We start from the raw sequence: 17,380 nt of genomic DNA on the forward strand, positions 1-17,380 counted from the left end.
TTCAGCCCTCCAGCCCAAGAGTCAGCTTCGTTGTGTAGAAGGCCTCCGCGTACCGCGCGTGGCATTCGATGCCGCGGATCCGTGCCAGCCCGAGAAAAGCTTCCCGGTCGTACCAGGGACGGTGCCGCTGCGACGGGTAGTGCTGCTGCAGCAGCCGCACCTTGGCCTCGGCGAGTTCGGGTGACAGCGGCTGGTAGACCGCCGGGCTGCCGAGGTCGCCGTCCCACTTCACGATCTCGTAGCCGAGTGTGAGGTGGTCCCGGAAGACGGTCGGGACGAGTGTGGCGAGGCCGCGATGGTCCTGGTGCGCGTCACCGGTTCGCGGTGCCAGCACCAGATCCGGATCGGTGCGGGCACGCAGGTCCTCCAGCGCCGACTTCGCCTCGTCCCAATGCGCGGGGAACCGCCCGTCGGGGATCTTGAGCACAGTCAGCTCCAGGTCCGCGCCGCGGCAGAACGAGGCGAGCGCGGCCCGTTCCTCGTTCTCGCGTTCGGTGCCGCCGCCGCTGAGCACCAGCGCGTCCACCCGAACGCCGGGCCGGGCAGTGCAGAGGGTGAGCAGCGTGGCACCCGCGCCAATTGCGATGTCGTCGCAGTGCGCGCCGAGAACGACCACCCGCGCCAGGTGGTCCGGAAGCAGGCGGATCACGCGGTCCTCGCGACCGCTCGGTCGTTCTCCCACAGCGCCCAGGGTCGTTCGCCTCGGGCGTAGGCCTCGTCGAGCGCGGCCCGCTCCTTCACGGTGTCCGTCGGCTTCCAGAACCCGCGGTAGGGGTAGGCCAGCAACCTGCCCCGCTTGGCGAGCTCGCCGCAGCCGTCGGTCACCAGGTCGCCGCCTTCCGGTATGTGGTCGAAGATCTCCTGACGCAGCACGAAGTACCCGCCGTTCTCCCACAGTGGCATCTCGCTGACCGCGGTGATCGCGCCGACCCGGCCGCCCTCGCCCAACTCGACACAGTGGAACGACGACTGCGGCGGCACGACCATCATCGACGCCCCCGCATCGGAGGCGGCGAACCGCTCGATCATCTCCGGCAGCGGGGCGTCGGTGAGCACATCCGCGTAGTTGGCAAGGAACATCTCGTCGCCGTCGAGGTGCTGCCGAACCCGCCGCAGCCGCTCACCGATGGCCGACTCGAGACCGGTCTGCACGAAGGTGATCGACCAGTCCGAGATGTCGGTGGACAGCAGCTCGGCCTTGCCGCCCCGCAGAACGAAGTCGTTGGAGGTGGTTTCCTCGTAGTGCAGGAAGAAGTCCTTGATGTGGTGGGCACCGTAGCCGAGGCACAGGATGAAGTCGGTGTGCCCGAAGTGCGCGTAGTAGCGCATGACATGCCAGATCAGCGGGCGCGGGCCGACCAGTTGCATCGGCTTGGGCACATCGGCGTCCGTTCCGCCGCGCATGCGCATGCCGTACCCGCCGCAGAAAAGGACGACCTTCATGTAGTCACCTCGACGATTTCCAGCTGCGGGATCGGGAACACGAGCTTGCCGCCCCATTCCCCGACAAAGGACAATTGCTTCGTGAGCTCGTCCCGCAGATTCCACGGGAGCACGAAAACGAAATCGGGACGGTCGAGTGCGATCTGGCCTGTCGGCAGGACCGGGATGCGCGTGCCCGGGGTGTACCTGCCGTGCTTGTAGGGGTTGCGATCCACTGTGTACGGCAAAAGATCGGGCCGGATGCCGCAGTGGTTGAGCAACGTGTTTCCCTTGCCGGGCGCACCGTAGCCGACCACGGCCTTACCGCGCATGGACGCGTCGGTGAGAAAGCGGAGTACGTCGAGCCGCACGCGATCCACCCGCGCGGCGAACTCGGTGTAGCCGGACAGCTCGTGCAGACCGGCTGCCTTCTCGGTCGTCAGCACGTCCACCATGCGCCGGCTCGGCTCACCGGCCACGGCGGTGGGCCGCGCCCACAACCGGATGGACCCGCCGTGCGTCGGCAGTACCTCGACGTCCACAACGGACAGACCGCCGGTCGCGAGTGCGCGGCGCGCGGATTCCACCGTGTAGTACTGGAAATGCTCGTGATAGACCGTGTCGTACTGGACCTGCTCGATCAGTGTCAGCAGGTGCTGCACCTCGATCGAGACCCAGCCGTCATCGGCGACCAAAGCGCGCAGCCCGTGCGTGAAACCGACGATGTCAGGGATGTGCGCGTAGACGTTGTTGGCCACCACGAGGTCCGCCGGCCCGTGTTCCTCGCGCACCGCGGCACCGGTCTCCGGGCTGAGAAACGCGGTCAGCGTGGGGACGCCGGCGGCGCGCGCCGCATGCCCGACGTTCACCGAAGGTTCGATTCCCAGGCATCGGATGGATCGTGACACCGCGTGTTGCAACAGGTACCCGTCGTTGCTGGCGACCTCGACCACGAAGGAGTCCTCGCCGAGGCCGAGACGGCCAGCGGCGTCGTGCACGAACCGCCGGGCATGGTCCACCCAGGACTGGGAGTAGGAGGAGAAATACGCGTACTCGGTAAAAGTGTCCTCAGGGGTGATCAGCGGCGGAATCTGCGCGAGCCAGCACTGCGTGCAGACTCGCAAGTGGAGTGGGTACGTGATCTCGGGTTCATCGAGCTGCTCCTGCGTCAGGAACCGCTCGCAGGGCGGCGTCGCGCCGAGATCCACAACACCTGCCATGCTCACGGAGCCGCACAGTCGGCATGTTGTCATCGAGGGGCTCCTTGGCCGGGTGCTCGTGCAAAGCCTGATTCGCTCCGCACTGGATGGTCGTTACACCCTTTTCCCGCACAGCCACGAGCCGATTCCCAAACGAGATCTAGTTGGTTCAGACGTTTCCTGATAAGCGGAATTGTTGTTGGCTACTTACGAATCTCGCACGTGCAGCACTTCGGGCCACCGCCCGCCTTCCGCAGCTCCGAGATGTCCACGAACACCGGTTGGTACCCGCGTTCGGCCAGCCGGCCGGCGAGCGCGGTCGCCTCGACGGGAAGCACGACATTGCGGCCGTCGGACACCGCGTTCAGCCCGAAGCACTCCGCGTCGGCCGCATCGGCCAGCACCGCGCCGGGGAACAGCCGTGCCAGCACCCGTTGCGAACCACGCGAGAAGGCCTCCGGGTAGTACGCGATCTGTGCGGGTGCGGTATCGGTCGCCTCGCTCAGCACGAACAGCGCCGTGTCCAGGTGGTAGTACCGCGGATCGACCAGCCGCAGCGACACCACGGGCACACCGAGCGCCTCCTGCGCCTCGGCGTGGGCACCGGGGTCCGTACGGAAACCCGTGCCCGCCAGCAGCAGCCTGCCGGTCCAGGCGAGGTCACCCTCGGCCTCGTTGATCTGCCGCGGCATCGTGATGTCGCGGTAGCCGTGCTCGACGAACCACCGGCGGAAGTGCTCGGCCTCGGCGGCACGCTGCGGGGCGCGGAACCGGGCGCCGAGCACCCGGCCATCGATCACGGTCGCCGAGTTGGCGGCGAACACCATGTCCGGCAGCCCCGGCTGCGGCTCCACCTCCTCCACGGTGTGCCCGAGCCCCCGGAATGCGTCGCGCAGCCGCGCCCACTGGTCGAGCGCGCGCTCGGCGTCGACCGGACGGCTCGGGTCCATCCACGGATTGATGGCGTACTCCACGGCGAAGTACCGCGGCGGGCACATGAGGTAGTGCCGGGGCGTCGGAACACGTGCGGGCAGCGTGGCGGCGTCCGTCATACATCGAATGTATTGCCCACCGTTTGCGCAATCAATCGATGTTACTTGCTTCTGTACGTGCTAAACATTGCGTATGAACACGCTGGATCAGCGAATCGTTTCCTGCCTGGTGACCAACGCGCGGTCGAGCTACGCGGAGATCGGCAAGGTGGTCGGCCTGTCGGCACCCGCGGTCAAGCGCCGGGTCGATCGTCTGCTCGCCACGGGGGTGCTGCGCGGGTTCACGGCCGTCGTCGATCCGGAGGCGCTCGGCTGGGGCACCGAGGCGTTCGTCGAGGTGCACTGCCAGGGCAACGTGTCGCCCGCGCGCATCAGGGCACATCTGGAACCGCTGACCGAAGTGGTCGCCGCCTACACTGTGTCCGGAGCGGCCGATGCGATCGTGCACCTGCGCGCAGCCGACATCCATCATCTGGAATCCGCACTGGAACGCCTTCGCGGGCTGGAGATCATCGACCGGACAGTGTCGACGGTGGTGCTCTCCACGTTGCTCGAACGGCCCCCGACGCCGGACAGCTGATCCCAGAAACTGGGAAGGGCCTGGTCGCTACCTGCGGTCGCGGGTGCGCCGGATCACACCCCCGCACGGCGCCGGAAAACAACAAGTAATCTCGAAGTATTGAGCGCTGTACGCGCCAAGGCGCCGAGATCGCGAGAGAGGGATTCGCTGGCCCATGAGCACGAGTGCGAACGGCAGCGGCACAGGTGCGCTGTCGGCGACGCGACCGACGGAGGTCAGTCAGCTCGATCGAGTCGTGATCCGGTTTGCCGGTGACTCCGGCGATGGCATGCAGCTGACCGGTGATCGGTTCACCTCTGAGGCCGCCGCCTTCGGCAACGACTTGGCGACGCTGCCCAACTTCCCGGCGGAGATCCGGGCACCACAGGGCACCATCCCGGGTGTCTCCAGTTTCCAGGTGCATTTCGCCGACTACGACATCCTCACCCCCGGCGACCGGCCCGACGTGCTGGTCGCGATGAACCCGGCCGCACTGAAGGCGAACCTGGCCGACGTTCCGCATGGTGGGACGCTGATCGTCAACACCGACGAGTTCACCAAGCGCAACCTGACCAAGGTGGGCTACGGGGCCGACCCGCTCGCCGACGATTCGTTGTCGGCCTTCGAGGTGCACCGGGTGGCGATGTCCACGCTGACCCAGGGCGCGCTTGCCGACACCGGTCTCGGCAAGAAGGACGCCGAGCGGTGCAAGAACATGTTCGCTCTCGGCCTGCTGTCGTGGATGTACCACCGGCCCACCGAGGGCACCGAGGCGTTCCTGCGGGAGAAGTTCGCCAAGAAGCCGCAGATCGCCGAGGCCAACATCCTGGCCTTCCGCGCGGGCTGGAACTACGGGGAGACCACCGAGGCGTTCGGCACCACGTTCCAGGTGGCCCCGGCCAAGCTGCCCGAGGGCACCTACCGCCAGATCACCGGTAACACCGCCCTGGCCTACGGCATTGTGGCGGCCGGGCAGCGTTCCGGGTTGCCGGTGCTGCTGGGCACCTACCCGATCACCCCGGCCTCGGACATCCTGCACGAGCTGTCCAAGCACAAGAACTTCGGCATCACCACGTTCCAGGCCGAGGACGAGATCGCCGGTATCGGGGCCGCGCTGGGCGCCTCCTACGGCGGCGCGCTCGGTGTCACCTCCACCTCAGGGCCCGGTATCGCGCTCAAGAGCGAGACCATCGGTCTCGGCGTGATGACCGAGCTGCCGCTCTTGGTGATCGACGTGCAGCGCGGCGGCCCCTCCACGGGCCTGCCCACCAAAACCGAACAGGCCGACCTGCTGCAGGCGATGTTCGGCCGCAACAGCGAATCCCCGGTGCCGATCATCGCGCCCTGCTCACCGGCCGACTGCTTCGACGCCGCGCTGGAGGCGACCCGCATCGCGTTGACCTACCGCACACCGGTGCTGCTGCTCTCCGACGGCGCGATCGCCAACGGCTCCGAACCCTGGCTGATCCCCGACGTCGAGTCGCTGCCCGACCTGTCGGTGGAGTTCGCCATCGAACCCAACGCGACCGACGGCTCCGGCGAGCACTGGCCCTACGTGCGCGACCCCGAGACGCTGGCCCGTGAGTGGGCGCTGCCCGGCACACCCGGCCTGCAACACCGCATCGGCGGTCTGGAGAAGGCCGACGGCAAGGGCAACATCTCCTACGACCCCGACAACCACGACCACATGGTCCGCCTCCGGCAGGCCAAGATCGACGGCATCGACGTGCCCGACCTGGTGGTCGACGACCCCAGTGGTGGCCAGGCCCGCGTGCTCGCGCTGGGCTGGGGCTCCTCCTACGGGCCCATCGGCGCCGCCTGCCGCCGGGTCCGTAACAAGGGTGTGCCCATCGCGCAGGCGCACCTGCGCAACCTCAACCCGTTCCCCAAGAACCTGGGTGCCCTGCTGGCCGCGTACGACACAGTGGTCGTACCAGAGATGAACCTCGGCCAGCTGGCGATGCTGCTGCGCGCCAAGTACCTCGTGGACGTGCGCTCCTACACCAAGGTCGCCGGGCTACCGTTCAAAGCCGAAGAGCTCGAAGGCGTCTTCACCGACATCATCAAGGAGGTCGTGGGCTCGTGACCGCTACAGATCTGGGTCTGCCCCGCCTCGGCGGCGGGCTGGACCTGGTGCCGACCACCGACGAGCCGCAGAAAGCCAAGGACTACAAGTCCGACCAGGAAGTGCGCTGGTGCCCCGGCTGCGGCGACTACGTCGTGCTGAACACCATCCAGTCGTTCCTGCCGACGCTGGGGCTCAAGCGCGAGAACATCGTGTTCGTCTCCGGCATCGGCTGCTCCAGCCGCTTCCCGTACTACATGAACACCTACGGGATGCACTCCATCCACGGCCGCGCCCCGGCCATCGCGACCGGCCTCGCCACCGCACGGGCGGACCTGTCGGTGTGGGTGGTCACCGGTGACGGGGATGCTCTTTCCATCGGCGGCAACCATCTCATTCACGCGCTGCGCCGCAACGTCAACCTCAAGATCCTGCTGTTCAACAACCGGATCTACGGCCTCACCAAGGGCCAGTACTCGCCGACGTCCGACCAGGGCATGGTCACCAAGTCCACTCCGATGGGCTCGCTGGACACCCCGTTCAACCCGATCTCGCTGGCGCTGGGCGCCGAGGCGTCCTTCGTCGGCCGCGCGCTGGACTCCGACCGCAAGGGCCTCACCGAGGTCCTCACCGCCGCCGCCGAGCACCGCGGCTCGGCACTGGTGGAGATCTACCAGAACTGCCCTATCTTCAACGACGGCGCCTTCGACGTGCTCAAGGACTCCGACGAAGCCGCGCAACGGATCATCCCGCTCAAGCCGGGCGCGCCGATCCGGTTCGGCCCCGACGGCGAGTACGGCGTCACCGCCAGCGGCTGGGGCGGCCTGGAGATCGCCAAGGTCTCCGAGATCGGCGAGGACAACCTCATCGTCCACGACCCGGCCATCACCGACACCGCCTACGCTTTCGCGCTGTCCCGCCTCGGCGACCAGCACCTCAACCACACGCCGACCGGCATCTTCCGCCAGGTCAGCCGTCCCACCTACGACGACCAGGCCCGTGCCCAGGTCGAACAGGCAGCCGCCGCAAAGGCCCCGGACCTGCAAGCCCTGCTGACCGGCAAGGACACCTGGACCGTAGCCTGATTCTGGCTGGTTTTCCCTTTTAGCTGAGTGGGCGGAAGCCGACACGCTCGGCATCTGCTGGGGTGCGGAACCACACCTCGGCGACCATGCGCGGGAACTGCGACGAGTCCTCGGTGCAGTAACGCAGGGCCGTGACGCTGGCCTTCACCACGAACTCCTCCGCCGGCCGGCCACCGCCAGGCAACGGCATGGCCGAGCCAGGGCCGAACGGTCCGGCCGGAAGCTCGCCGTCTGACGGCGTCAGCTCCCGGGCAGGCGGAGCGCCACCCGGCGCGACGGAGGGCTCGAACAGTGAGCCGCTGAGGCCGCTGCCTTCCGGCTCGGGGTCGCGCCGCGCCACCGGACGTATCGACGGCTGGATCGGTCGCGGCGGCTCGAAGCCACCCAGCGGCGGCTTGCGCCGCTGCCGCTTCGGCAACACCTGCGTCTGCTCGATCGCCTCTTCCGGTTCGGGCACCGCATCGGGGTCACTGAACGCGTAGACGGGCGGGGTGTCGTCGGGCAGCTCGGCGTCCCGCGGTTCCGGGTCCGGCTCCTCGTCGGCGTCATAGGGCACCGGCTCGAACAGGCTTGGACCACGCAGGGTTTCCGGTCGCTCCGGCGCGGGTTCCGGCTGCGCCTCGATGTGCTGTGTGGCTTCCCCATAGGGCTCGCTGCGCATCGAGTCGTCCGGGTCGAGTACCGAGGTCACGTCCTGACGCTCGGGCTCCAGGTCCCACGGCTGGTCGGCGAGGTGGAAGTCGTCCTTCTCCTCCTCGGCAGCATCCGGCTCGGCATGCCGCGACGGCGTGCCCTGGAGGCTGTCCCGTTCCGGCCAGTCCGTCACCGGGCTCAGCTGCCGCGTCAGCTCGGCCGGCTCCGGCTCGGCCGCCTGGAACTGCCGGGTGGACGGCATGGGCGCCACCGGCTCGTCCGGCTCGGTGGGCGCGGCTGCCACACGCGGAACCGGCGCGGCCACGCGCGTGGCCATGGGCGTGGCCTCTCTGGCCGCGAGTCTGCGCTCGAGCTCACGGATGCGGCGTTGGGCCGGCCGGACCAGGAAGAGCCAGGCCAGGAAAGCGCCCAGCACGAACGCGATCGCGCTGAACACCCAGACCTGCCCGAAAATGGACATCCCGCGCTGTCCTCCCCTTAGTGGGTGCGTGCGACGAGGTAGTCGGCAACCGACTCGCAGGCGTCCCGCGCCGGAGAGGGCGGCAGCGCCGCCAGCTCCGTCCTCGCGCGCTGAGCGTAATCGGAAAGGGTGACCCGTGCGCGCTCGAGACCACGTGAGTTGCGCAGCAGGCCGAGAGCCTCGTCGATCAGAGCGTCGTCGTCCAGCGGACCGGCGAGCAGCTCGACGAGGCGGGGGTCGGACTCATCGTCGGCGAGGGCATAGAGCATCGGCAGGGTCCGGATGCCCTCACGCAGGTCAGTGCCCTGCGACTTGCCGAGCTCATGGGACGGTGAGTCGATGTCGATGATGTCGTCGGAGAGCTGGAACGCCGTACCGACGATCTCGCCGAAGCGGCGCAGCGAGTGGACGTACTCCTGAGGAGCATCGGACAGCATGCCGCCGAAGCGGCCGGCCGTGGCGATCAGTGAGCCGGTCTTCTGCGCGATGACGGACAGGTAGTGCTCGACGGGGTCCTCACCGGGGCCAGGGCCGACCGTCTCACGCAGCTGGCCGGTCACCAGCTCGCCGAAGGTCTCGGCGATGATCCGCGCAGCATCGGTGCCAAGGTCCGCGACCAGCCGGGAGGCGTGCGCGAAGAGGAAGTCACCGGTGAGGATGGCGATGCTGTTGTCCCAGCGGGCGTTCGCGCTCTGCGCGCCCCGCCGCATCGTGGCCTCGTCCATGACGTCGTCGTGGTAGAGCGTCGCGAGGTGCACGAGCTCCACCGAGGCGGCGGCCGTGATCACCGCCTCGCGTCCTCCGTTACCGAACTGGGCCGCCAAGAGCGTGAACAAGGGGCGAAAGCGTTTGCCACCGGCGTCGACCAGGTGCCGGGCCGCCTCCTTGACGGCCTGGACATCACTGTGCACGACCTCGCGGAGCACTTCCTCGACGTCATGGAGCCCGCCGACGAGCTCACGCAGCAGCTCCTCGTCCGCGATCTGCAGGCCGACTGCAGCGCGCAACTCCTCGATGGCGCCATCACGCACTGACACGTCGGGTTCCGCCCTCTCGGCACTGGGTCACGGTCGCTACCAGCCTAATGGCTGTGGCCAAGCACCCGATCACCCTCCGGACCAGCGCATCCGTGATGCTGACGACAACCGTCCCGCAAGCGCTTGCGCATGGCGCGGTTCTACAGGCCGAAGGCGCCGCCCTCGATGAGGATGGTCAGCCCGATGCCGATCAGCACGACCGGCAGGAGGATGTGTCCCCAGCGCGCGAGCGCTGTGGCAATGGCGGGGCGGGTGGCGACATACCGGCCGGCCACGATCCACGCGGCGAGCACGACGAGGAACACGACCACGTAGACGGTCATGCCGGCGAGGCCGGCGGTGACGAAGACGGGCACGTAGACGCCGATGTTGTCGCCGCCATTGGCGAAGGTGACCGCGGCGACCTCGAGGATCTTCGGTCCGCCATCCTTGGCGGCCCTCTCCTCGTCGGCGTCGTTGCGGTGGTGCCACGCTTGGACGGCGCCCTTGACTCCCAGTGCCAGAGGCAGAAGGCCGAGGTAGGGGATGACACTCGCGGGCAGGAACGTCGCGCCGAACGCCGCCGCGGCCGCGACGGCCAGGATGATCGTGAAGCCGAGGTACTGGCCGATCGCGATGGTGCGGGTCGCGCTGCGGCGCCCAGCGCCCTTGGCGAAGAACAGGGCCAGAACCAGGATGTCGTCGATGTTGGTGACGACGAACAGGCCCACGGCCTGGCCGATGACGCTGAAGCTCATGCTCGAACCGCCGACGGCCACGTCACCGTGTTTCCCGGCGAACCAGGGCAGCTGGCAACGCGGCTCGCCGCGGCCCGTACCACGCTCGACTGAGAGCCTGCCCGCGCGACAACAGTGCACCGCTGGTCACCACACACCGCAACCACGCCCGCCAACGTGAGGAGCTCGCACCGTGGGGGTGCGGGGGTCGCCCCCGCAAAGCCTCAGCTGAGCGCGAAGCCGCCAGCGCCCGCCCAGTTGAGCGCGAAACTCGGCAGCACACCGAGCAGCAGCGTCACCACCACGCCCAGCGTGATGGCGGCGGTCGTGAACGCACCCGGCACGCTGACGGTCGGCCCGTCCGGCGCCGGTTCGGAGAAGTACATCAGCACGACCACCCGCAGGTAGAAGAACGCCGCCACGGCACTGAACACGAGTGCGATCACCACCAGCGGTGCCATACCGTCAGACAGCGCCGCCGAGAACACCACGAACTTGCCCACGAACCCGCTCGTCAACGGGATACCCGCGAGAGCAAGCAGCAGGAAGGTGAACACGGCCGCAAGCAACGGCGAGCGTTTCGCCAGCCCCGCCCAGGCCGACAGATGCGTGGCCTCCCCCGACGAGTCACGAACCAGCGAGATGACGCCGAACGCGGCAAGCGTCGTGAAGCCGTACGCCAGCAGGTAGAACAGCGTGCCGGAGAGCCCGGCCTCGGTCAGCGCCATGGTGCCGACCAACAGGAAACCGGCATGCGCGATCGACGAGTACGCGATCATGCGCTTGACGTCGGTCTGCGTCAGTCCCAGCACCGCGCCGATCAACATCGAGACGATCGCGACGCCCCACAGAACCCCGCGCCATTCCCAGCTCGTTGACTCGAACGCCACCGTCAGCACGCGCAGCATGCCGCCGAACGCCGCGACCTTCGTGCAGGCAGCCATGAACGCGGTGACCGGTGTCGGCGCACCCTGGTAGACGTCGGGGGTCCAGGTGTGGAACGGGCCGACGGAACCCTTGAACAGCAGCCCGACCATCAGCAGCCCCAGCCCCGCGAACAGCAGCGTGTCCGAGCGGTCCGTACCGGCCGCGGCGTTGGCGATGTCGGCGAGGCGCACCGAACCGGCATAGCCGTACAGCAGCGCCAGCCCGTACAGGAAGAACGCGCTGGCGAACGCGCCGAGCAGGAAGTACTTGACCGCCGCCTCCTGCGAGAGCAGCCGACGCCTGCGCGCCAGTCCGCACATCAGGTACAGCGGCAGGCTGAGCACTTCGAGCGCCACGAACATCGTCAGCAGGTCGTTGGCCGCGCAGAACGCCATCATGCCGCCGAGCGCGAACAGCGCCAGCGGGAACACCTCTGTCTGCATTCCGGTGGAGCCGACCTGCGCGCGGTCCTGCACCGTGCCCGGCGCGATACCGGCCTGCGCCACGAAAGCACCGCCGGGCTCCACCGAGCGGTCCGCGATCAGCAGCAGCGCGCCCAGCGCCAGCGCCAGCAACGTGCCCCACAGGAACAGCGCGGGCCGGTCGACGGAGATCGTGCCGCTGAGCGTGGTGACGCCACGCGCAGGCGAGTCCCCGGCGTAGGCGACGAGTGCGACACCGGCGGCCGCGAGCGCGAGCAGGCTCAGCGTGACCTGCCCCGGCCACCGCTGGTGCTTGGGCAGGAATGCCTCGAACAGCACCCCCACACACGCGGCGCCGAGGATGATCAACATCGGCAGGATCGCGGCGTAGTCGATCGCCGGAGTCGCGATCCGATCCGCCTGCTGAGCGAGAAGAACATTCATCACGGCTGGAACTACCTTTCCTGCACCGCTGCGACTGTCGCGTTCACCGACGGTGTGACCGTGTCGAGCACCGGCTTCGGATAGAACCCGAGCACGACGATCAGGACGACCAGCGGTGCGAGCACCGCGATCTCCTTCTTGGACAGATCACGGATGGCCTTCTTGGCCCCAATCTCGGGGGCCGCGGCAGTGCCCGGGCCACCGCCCACCTGGCTCCCACCGCCACCCGCCACGGAGGCGCTCCGCGCCGCTGTGTTGTCCCAAACCCCGACCAATGCATCTCCACGCACGGGACCGGTCATGATGCGCTGGTACAGCCACAGCACGTACGCGGCGGCGAGCACCATGCCGATCGTGGCGACGATGGCGTACGCCGGCCGCGTCTCGAAGGCACCAAGCAGCACCAGGAACTCACTGATGAACGAGTTCGTGCCCGGCAACGACAGCGTGGACAGCCCTGCGATGAGCAGCATGCCGCCGAGGATCGGGGTCACCTTGAACATGCCGCCGTAGTCGGCGATCCGGGTCGAACCCCCGCGCGCGGCGACGATGCCGACCACCAGTATGAGCATGCCGGTGGCGATGCTGTGGTTGAGCATGTAGGTCGCCGAGCCGGCCACCGCCTGCGGCGTGAACGCGAAGATGCCGAGCGCGATGAAGCCGAAGTGGGCGATGGAGACGTAGGCGACGAAGCGTTTCATGTCTCGCTGGCCCGCCGCCAGGATCGAGCCGTAGATGATGCCCACGACGGCGAGCACGAGCACCAGCGGCGCGAGCTGCCTGCTGGCCTCGGGGAACATCGGCAGGCAGTACCGCAGGAACCCGAAGGTGCCGACCTTGTCGAGCACGCCCACCAGCAGCACGGTGACGCCGATGGGCGCCTGTCCTGCCGCGTCCGGCAGCCAGGTGTGGAACGGCACGAGCGGCGCCTTGATCGCGAAGGCGAGGAAGAAACCGAGGAAGAGCCAGATCTGCGTGCTCGCCGGCGCCTCTCGCACCACCGTCACCAGCGTGGCCCAGTCGAACGTGCCCTGGCCCAGCCGGTCGGCGGCCAGCGAGTAGGCGCCGATCGCCGAGGCGAGCATGAGGAGCCCACCGAGGAACGAGTACAGGAAGAACTTGACCGCCGCGTACTGCCGGTTGGCTCCGCCGTAGCCGCCGATCAGGAAGTACATCGGGATCAGCATGATCTCGAACAGCACGTAGAACAGGAACACGTCGGTGGCGGCGAACACCGCGATCGTCAGTGCCTCCTGCAGCAGGATCAGCGACAGGAAGCCACCCGCGGTGCGGCCCTGCGGCAGCTTGCCGGTGGAGTTCATCGCGCCGATCACGATCGGCACGAGCAGCGCGATCACGGCGATCATGATGAGTGCGATGCCGTCGATGCCGAACGAGACGTGGATACCGAAGGCCGGGATCCACTCCATTGAGGACGCCTGCTGGATCCGCTCGCCAGACGGATCGTAGGCCAGCCACAGTGGAATGATCAGTAGCAGCTCCACTATGGACACCGCAAGGGCGGCAAGCGTCGCCGTGCGGTCGTTGGCTCGCAGGCCCGCGACGAGAAGTGCGCCGACGATCGGCAGCAGGATGAGCGCGAGTAGCCAGGTCATGAGAACCTCACCAGAAGCAGTGCTGCGACGATCAGGAACGAGCCACCGAGCATCGACAACGCGTAGGAGCGGACGAAGCCGGTCTGCAGTCTCCGCATTCGCCCTGAACCGCCGCCTAGTGCGGCGGCCAGCCCGTTCACCGCACCGTCAACGCCGCGGTTGTCGAGGAACACCGCGAACCGGGTGAGCCACAGGCCCGGAGTGGCGACCAGCGCCTCGTTGAGCGCGTTGCCGTACAGGTCCTTGCGCGCGGCTCGCACCGGCCAGGACACGTCCTGCGGCCGCTCGATCGCGGTGTCCCGCAAGGCGAACAGCCGCCACGCCAGCAGCGCGCCGAGTGCGGACAGCAGCACCGTCAGCCATGGGACGAGCGCGTGCGGCACTACGCCGTGCGTACTCTCCTCCAGCACACCCACCGAGGGCGCAAGGAAGTCGGCGAGGTTGTTACCGATGATCAGCAGCGCGCCAGCGCCGACGGAACCGATCGCCAGCACGATCATCGGCGCGGTCATCACGGGCGGCGCCTCGTGCGGATGGAACTCCCGGCCGTCCGCCGACTTCGTCTCCTTCCAGCGTTGCTTTCCGAAGAACGTCAGCAGCATGACCCTCGTCATGTAGAAGCCGGTGATCCCGGCGGCCAGCAGCGCCGAACCGCCGAACACCCAGCCACGCCAGCCCTCCTGACCGAACGCGGCTTCGATGATGGCGTCCTTGGTGTAGAAGCCGGACAGGAACGGGAAGCCGATGATCGCGAGATAGCCGAGGCCGAAAGTCACGAAGGTGATCGGCATCGCCTTTCGCAGCCCACCGAACTTGCGCATGTCGACCTCGTCGTTCATGGCGTGCATGACCGACCCGGCTCCGAGGAACAGCCCTGCCTTGAAGAAGCCGTGCGCCAGCAGGTGCGCGATGCCCAGCGCGTAGCCGAACGGGCCGAGCCCCACCGCGAGCATCATGTAGCCGATCTGGCTCACGGTCGAGTAGGCGAGCACCTTCTTGATGTCGTCGTAGGCGCACCCGATGATCGCCCCGAGCAGCAGCGTGAACGCACCGATGATGGTGACGACGAGCCTGCCGTCCGGGGTGAGGTTGTAGATCGGTGCGGAGCGCGCGATCAGGTACACGCCCGCGGTGACCATTGTGGCGGCGTGGATGAGGGCCGACACCGGCGTCGGCCCCTCCATCGCGTCGGGCAACCACGCCTGCAGCGGGAACTGACCGGACTTACCGCAAGCGCCGAGCAACAGCAGCAACGCGATCGCGGTGACCACGGCTGGCGAGACGTCGCCGATGCCTGCGAACACCTGCTCGAAGGAGGTGCTGCCGATGTACTTGAACATGAGGAAGATCGCGAGCGCGAGGCCGACGTCGCCGACCCGGTTCATCAGGAACGCCTTCTTGGCCGCGGTGGCCGCCGCCGGACGGTCCTGGTACCAGCCGATCAGCAGGTACGAGGCGAGGCCGACGCCCTCCCAGCCGAGGTACAGCGTCACGAAGCTGTTGCCGAGCACCAGGATCAGCATCGAGGCGACGAACAGGTTGAGGTACCCGAAGAACCGGCGCCGGTTCGCGTCCTCGGCCATGTAGCCGATCGAGTAGAGGTGGATCAGCGCGCCGACACCGGTGATCAGCAGCACGAAGACGATCGAAAGGGCGTCGATGCGCAGGCCGAACTCCACCTGCAACGCGTCGACGGGAATCCACGAGTACAGCGTGGTGTCGGTGGCCTCGGCGAAGGAGTTGCCGAAGAACAGCACCAGGCCGTACACGAAGGACGCGATCACCGTCGCGCACCCGAGCAGGTGCCCCCAGGTGTCGGTCCGCCGGCCGCCGGCCAGCAGGACGAGCGCGCCGAGCGCGGGGAACGCGACCAGCAGCCACGATGATGCGATCATAAAATCCTCTCAACGACGCGAAGCGTCTCCGCAGGGGGTGATGGTCGGAAGCGGCCGGCCCCCTAGTACTTCAGCAGGTTCGTGTCGTCGACCGAGGCCGAACGCCGGGCACGGAAGATCGACATGATGATCGCGAGCCCGACAACCACCTCGGCGGCGGCGACGACCATCACGAAGAACGCCATCACCTGGCCGTCGACGGAGCCGTTGATGCGGGCGAACGTCACGAGCGTCAGGTTCACGGCGTTGAGCATCAGCTCGATGCACATGAACACCACGATCGCGTTGCGCCGCACGAGCACACCGACCGCGCCGATCGTGAACAGCAGCGCGGAGAGCAGCAGGTAGTAGGTCGGTGTCATTCGCTCTCCCCTTCCTTCTCGGGGCCGACGAGCGCATGCGCGTCCGGCTTCGGGTCGTCACCCGACACCTGCTTGCGCTCCGTCGAGAACTGCGCCGCCGAGGTGGACTCGATGAGCTCGGACAGCGACTCCGGCGCCACCGAGCCATCGGGCAGCAGCGCGGGCGTCGCCACCGAGTTGGATGTGGCGAACACGCCGGGCCCCGGCTTGGGCGAGGGCCGCTCGTACTCACCGCGGAACCGGGCGATGACGAGCTCCTTCTGCGAACGCTTGCCGCCCTTGGCGTGCCGCTCGGTGAACGCGAGCACCATCGCGCCCATCGCGGCGGTGATGAGCAGGGCCGAGGTGAGCTCGAACGGGAACAGGAAGTCGCTGAAGATCAACCGGCCGAGTCCACCGGCACCGCCGCCCTGCGCCGACCACGGGTCGAGCGGCTGCGCGGGCGTGACCTGGGCGATCGCGCGGGTGAGCGCACCCGCGAGCACACCGGCGACGCCGATGCCGAGCACGGCGGCGGCCAATCGCTGACCACGCAGCACCTCGACCACCGAGTCCGAGGACTCCCGCCCCACCAGCATGAGCACGAACAGGAACAGCATCATGATCGCGCCGGTGTAGACGATGATCTGGGTGAAGCCGAGGAACGGTGCCTGCTGGACGAGGTAGAGCATGCCCAGCGAGAGCATGGTGAGCACGAGCCACAGCGCGGAGTGCACCGCGTTGCGCGCGAAGATCATGCCCAGCGCGCCGGCGACCGCGAGCGGTCCGAGGACCCAGAACGCGACGGCCTCCCCGGTGGAGACGGTCGCCTGGGCACCGGCCTGGGCGAGGAACAGCGCGGTCATTGCATGGCCTTCTCTTCGGACGTTTCCACGGTCTCCCCTTGCGGGACGCCGCGGTTGCGGGCCAGTTCGGGGCCCTTGACGTAGTAGTCCTGCTCGTCGTCACCGAGCCGCATCGGGTGCGGTGGCTGCTCCATCCCCGGCAGCAGCGGGGCGAGCAGGTCCTCCTTGGTGTAGATCAGCTTCTGCCGGTCGTCATCGGCCAGCTCGTAAAAGTTGATCATGGTCAGCGACCGCGTCGGGCAGGCCTCGACACACAGCCCGCAGCCGATGCAGCGCAGGTAGTTGATCTGGTAGTCCTTGCCGTAGCGCTCACCCGGCGAGTAGCGGGCATCCTCGGTGTTGTCGCCACCCTCCACGAAGATGGCGTCGGCCGGGCAGGCCCACGCGCACAGCTCGCACCCGACGCACTTCTCGAGCCCGTCGGGGTGCCGGTTGAGCTGGTGCCTGCCGTGGTAACGCGGAGCAGCGGGCGCGCCGATCTCCGGATACTCCTCGGTGGCCACCTTCTTGAACATCATCCCGAAGGTGACGCCAAAGCCCTTCAGCGCGTCGAACATGGCGTTCCTCCGATCAGCGAGCGTGGATTGGCGCGGGGCCCTTGCTTGCGCAAGGCGGAGGCGAGCCCTCGTACCGGGTCGTACTCGGGTTTGCCGACAACGCAGCGAGGCGCCGCGCCGGCC

The 17,380-nt window shown here is 67.9% G+C and carries 16 protein-coding genes; 3 read left to right on the top strand and 13 right to left on the bottom strand.

Annotated features, from left to right (window positions below):
• Position 1 precedes the first annotated feature (1 nt).
• The 4 genes from ABZ863_RS00910 to ddaH all read right to left on the bottom strand — a co-directional run bounded on the left by ABZ863_RS00910 (position 2) and on the right by ddaH (position 3,673).
• On the bottom strand, positions 2 to 649 hold the full coding sequence (locus ABZ863_RS00910) for a PIG-L deacetylase family protein (protein WP_358530439.1): 648 nt from the start codon (positions 647 to 649) through the stop codon (positions 2 to 4).
• Complete coding sequence (locus ABZ863_RS00915; RefSeq protein WP_358529354.1) at positions 646 to 1,443, bottom strand: sugar phosphate nucleotidyltransferase; 798 nt, start codon at positions 1,441 to 1,443, stop codon at positions 646 to 648. Before ABZ863_RS00915 ends, ABZ863_RS00910 begins: the two co-directional genes overlap by 4 nt.
• Positions 1,440 to 2,675, bottom strand: a complete 1,236-nt coding sequence (locus tag ABZ863_RS00920) for a class I SAM-dependent methyltransferase (RefSeq protein WP_358529357.1) — start codon at positions 2,673 to 2,675, stop codon at positions 1,440 to 1,442. Before ABZ863_RS00920 ends, ABZ863_RS00915 begins: the two co-directional genes overlap by 4 nt.
• Before the next feature lie 149 nt (positions 2,676 to 2,824).
• A complete protein-coding gene (gene ddaH / locus ABZ863_RS00925; RefSeq protein ID WP_358529360.1) occupies positions 2,825 to 3,673 on the bottom strand; it encodes a dimethylargininase in 849 nt (282 codons plus the stop codon).
• A gap of 73 nt (positions 3,674 to 3,746) precedes the next feature.
• Here ddaH and ABZ863_RS00930 point away from each other — a divergent pair, with 73 nt between their 5' ends.
• The 3 genes from ABZ863_RS00930 to ABZ863_RS00940 all read left to right on the top strand — a co-directional run bounded on the left by ABZ863_RS00930 (position 3,747) and on the right by ABZ863_RS00940 (position 7,322).
• Complete coding sequence (locus ABZ863_RS00930; protein ID WP_358529363.1) at positions 3,747 to 4,193, top strand: Lrp/AsnC family transcriptional regulator; 447 nt, start codon at positions 3,747 to 3,749, stop codon at positions 4,191 to 4,193.
• Positions 4,194 to 4,347: 154 nt separating this feature from the next.
• A complete protein-coding gene (locus tag ABZ863_RS00935; RefSeq protein WP_358529366.1) occupies positions 4,348 to 6,258 on the top strand; it encodes a 2-oxoacid:acceptor oxidoreductase subunit alpha in 1,911 nt (636 codons plus the stop codon).
• On the top strand, positions 6,255 to 7,322 hold the full coding sequence (locus tag ABZ863_RS00940; RefSeq protein ID WP_358529368.1) for a 2-oxoacid:ferredoxin oxidoreductase subunit beta: 1,068 nt from the start codon (positions 6,255 to 6,257) through the stop codon (positions 7,320 to 7,322). Before ABZ863_RS00935 ends, ABZ863_RS00940 begins: the two co-directional genes overlap by 4 nt.
• Positions 7,323 to 7,341: 19 nt before the next feature.
• On the opposite strand, the gene ABZ863_RS00945 is transcribed toward ABZ863_RS00940, so the two are convergent.
• The 9 genes from ABZ863_RS00945 to nuoI form a co-directional block, all read right to left on the bottom strand.
• Positions 7,342 to 8,436: a hypothetical protein gene (locus ABZ863_RS00945; RefSeq protein WP_358529371.1), complete on the bottom strand. Its 1,095-nt coding sequence runs from the start codon at positions 8,434 to 8,436 to the stop codon at positions 7,342 to 7,344.
• A 17-nt stretch (positions 8,437 to 8,453) separates the two neighbouring features.
• Positions 8,454 to 9,473: a polyprenyl synthetase family protein gene (locus ABZ863_RS00950; RefSeq protein ID WP_358529373.1), complete on the bottom strand. Its 1,020-nt coding sequence runs from the start codon at positions 9,471 to 9,473 to the stop codon at positions 8,454 to 8,456.
• Between the two features lie 140 nt (positions 9,474 to 9,613).
• Positions 9,614 to 10,210: a cadmium resistance transporter gene (locus ABZ863_RS00955; protein WP_358529376.1), complete on the bottom strand. Its 597-nt coding sequence runs from the start codon at positions 10,208 to 10,210 to the stop codon at positions 9,614 to 9,616.
• Between the two features lie 203 nt (positions 10,211 to 10,413).
• A complete protein-coding gene (gene nuoN, locus ABZ863_RS00960; RefSeq protein ID WP_358530442.1) occupies positions 10,414 to 11,982 on the bottom strand; it encodes an NADH-quinone oxidoreductase subunit NuoN in 1,569 nt (522 codons plus the stop codon).
• 11 nt (positions 11,983 to 11,993) lie between these two features.
• Positions 11,994 to 13,598 (bottom strand): NADH-quinone oxidoreductase subunit M, encoded by a 1,605-nt coding sequence (locus tag ABZ863_RS00965; RefSeq protein ID WP_358529379.1) that lies wholly within the window; start codon positions 13,596 to 13,598, stop codon positions 11,994 to 11,996.
• Positions 13,595 to 15,493 (bottom strand): NADH-quinone oxidoreductase subunit L, encoded by a 1,899-nt coding sequence (gene nuoL, locus ABZ863_RS00970; RefSeq protein WP_358529382.1) that lies wholly within the window; start codon positions 15,491 to 15,493, stop codon positions 13,595 to 13,597. The genes ABZ863_RS00965 and nuoL overlap by 4 nt, the downstream gene beginning before the upstream one ends.
• 62 nt (positions 15,494 to 15,555) lie before the next feature.
• Positions 15,556 to 15,855 (bottom strand): NADH-quinone oxidoreductase subunit NuoK, encoded by a 300-nt coding sequence (gene nuoK / locus ABZ863_RS00975; RefSeq protein ID WP_358529385.1) that lies wholly within the window; start codon positions 15,853 to 15,855, stop codon positions 15,556 to 15,558.
• The gene (locus ABZ863_RS00980) at positions 15,852 to 16,700 is read right to left on the bottom strand and encodes an NADH-quinone oxidoreductase subunit J (protein WP_358529388.1); all 849 of its coding nucleotides are present in this window, start codon (positions 16,698 to 16,700) and stop codon (positions 15,852 to 15,854) included. The genes nuoK and ABZ863_RS00980 overlap by 4 nt, the downstream gene beginning before the upstream one ends.
• Positions 16,697 to 17,362: an NADH-quinone oxidoreductase subunit NuoI gene (gene nuoI / locus ABZ863_RS00985; protein ID WP_358530445.1), complete on the bottom strand. Its 666-nt coding sequence runs from the start codon at positions 17,360 to 17,362 to the stop codon at positions 16,697 to 16,699. The genes ABZ863_RS00980 and nuoI overlap by 4 nt, the downstream gene beginning before the upstream one ends.
• Between the last annotated feature and the right edge of the window lie 18 nt (positions 17,363 to 17,380).

This window comes from Saccharomonospora sp. NPDC046836, assembly GCF_040645195.1.
Classification (GTDB): Bacteria; Actinomycetota; Actinomycetes; order Mycobacteriales; family Pseudonocardiaceae; genus Prauserella_A.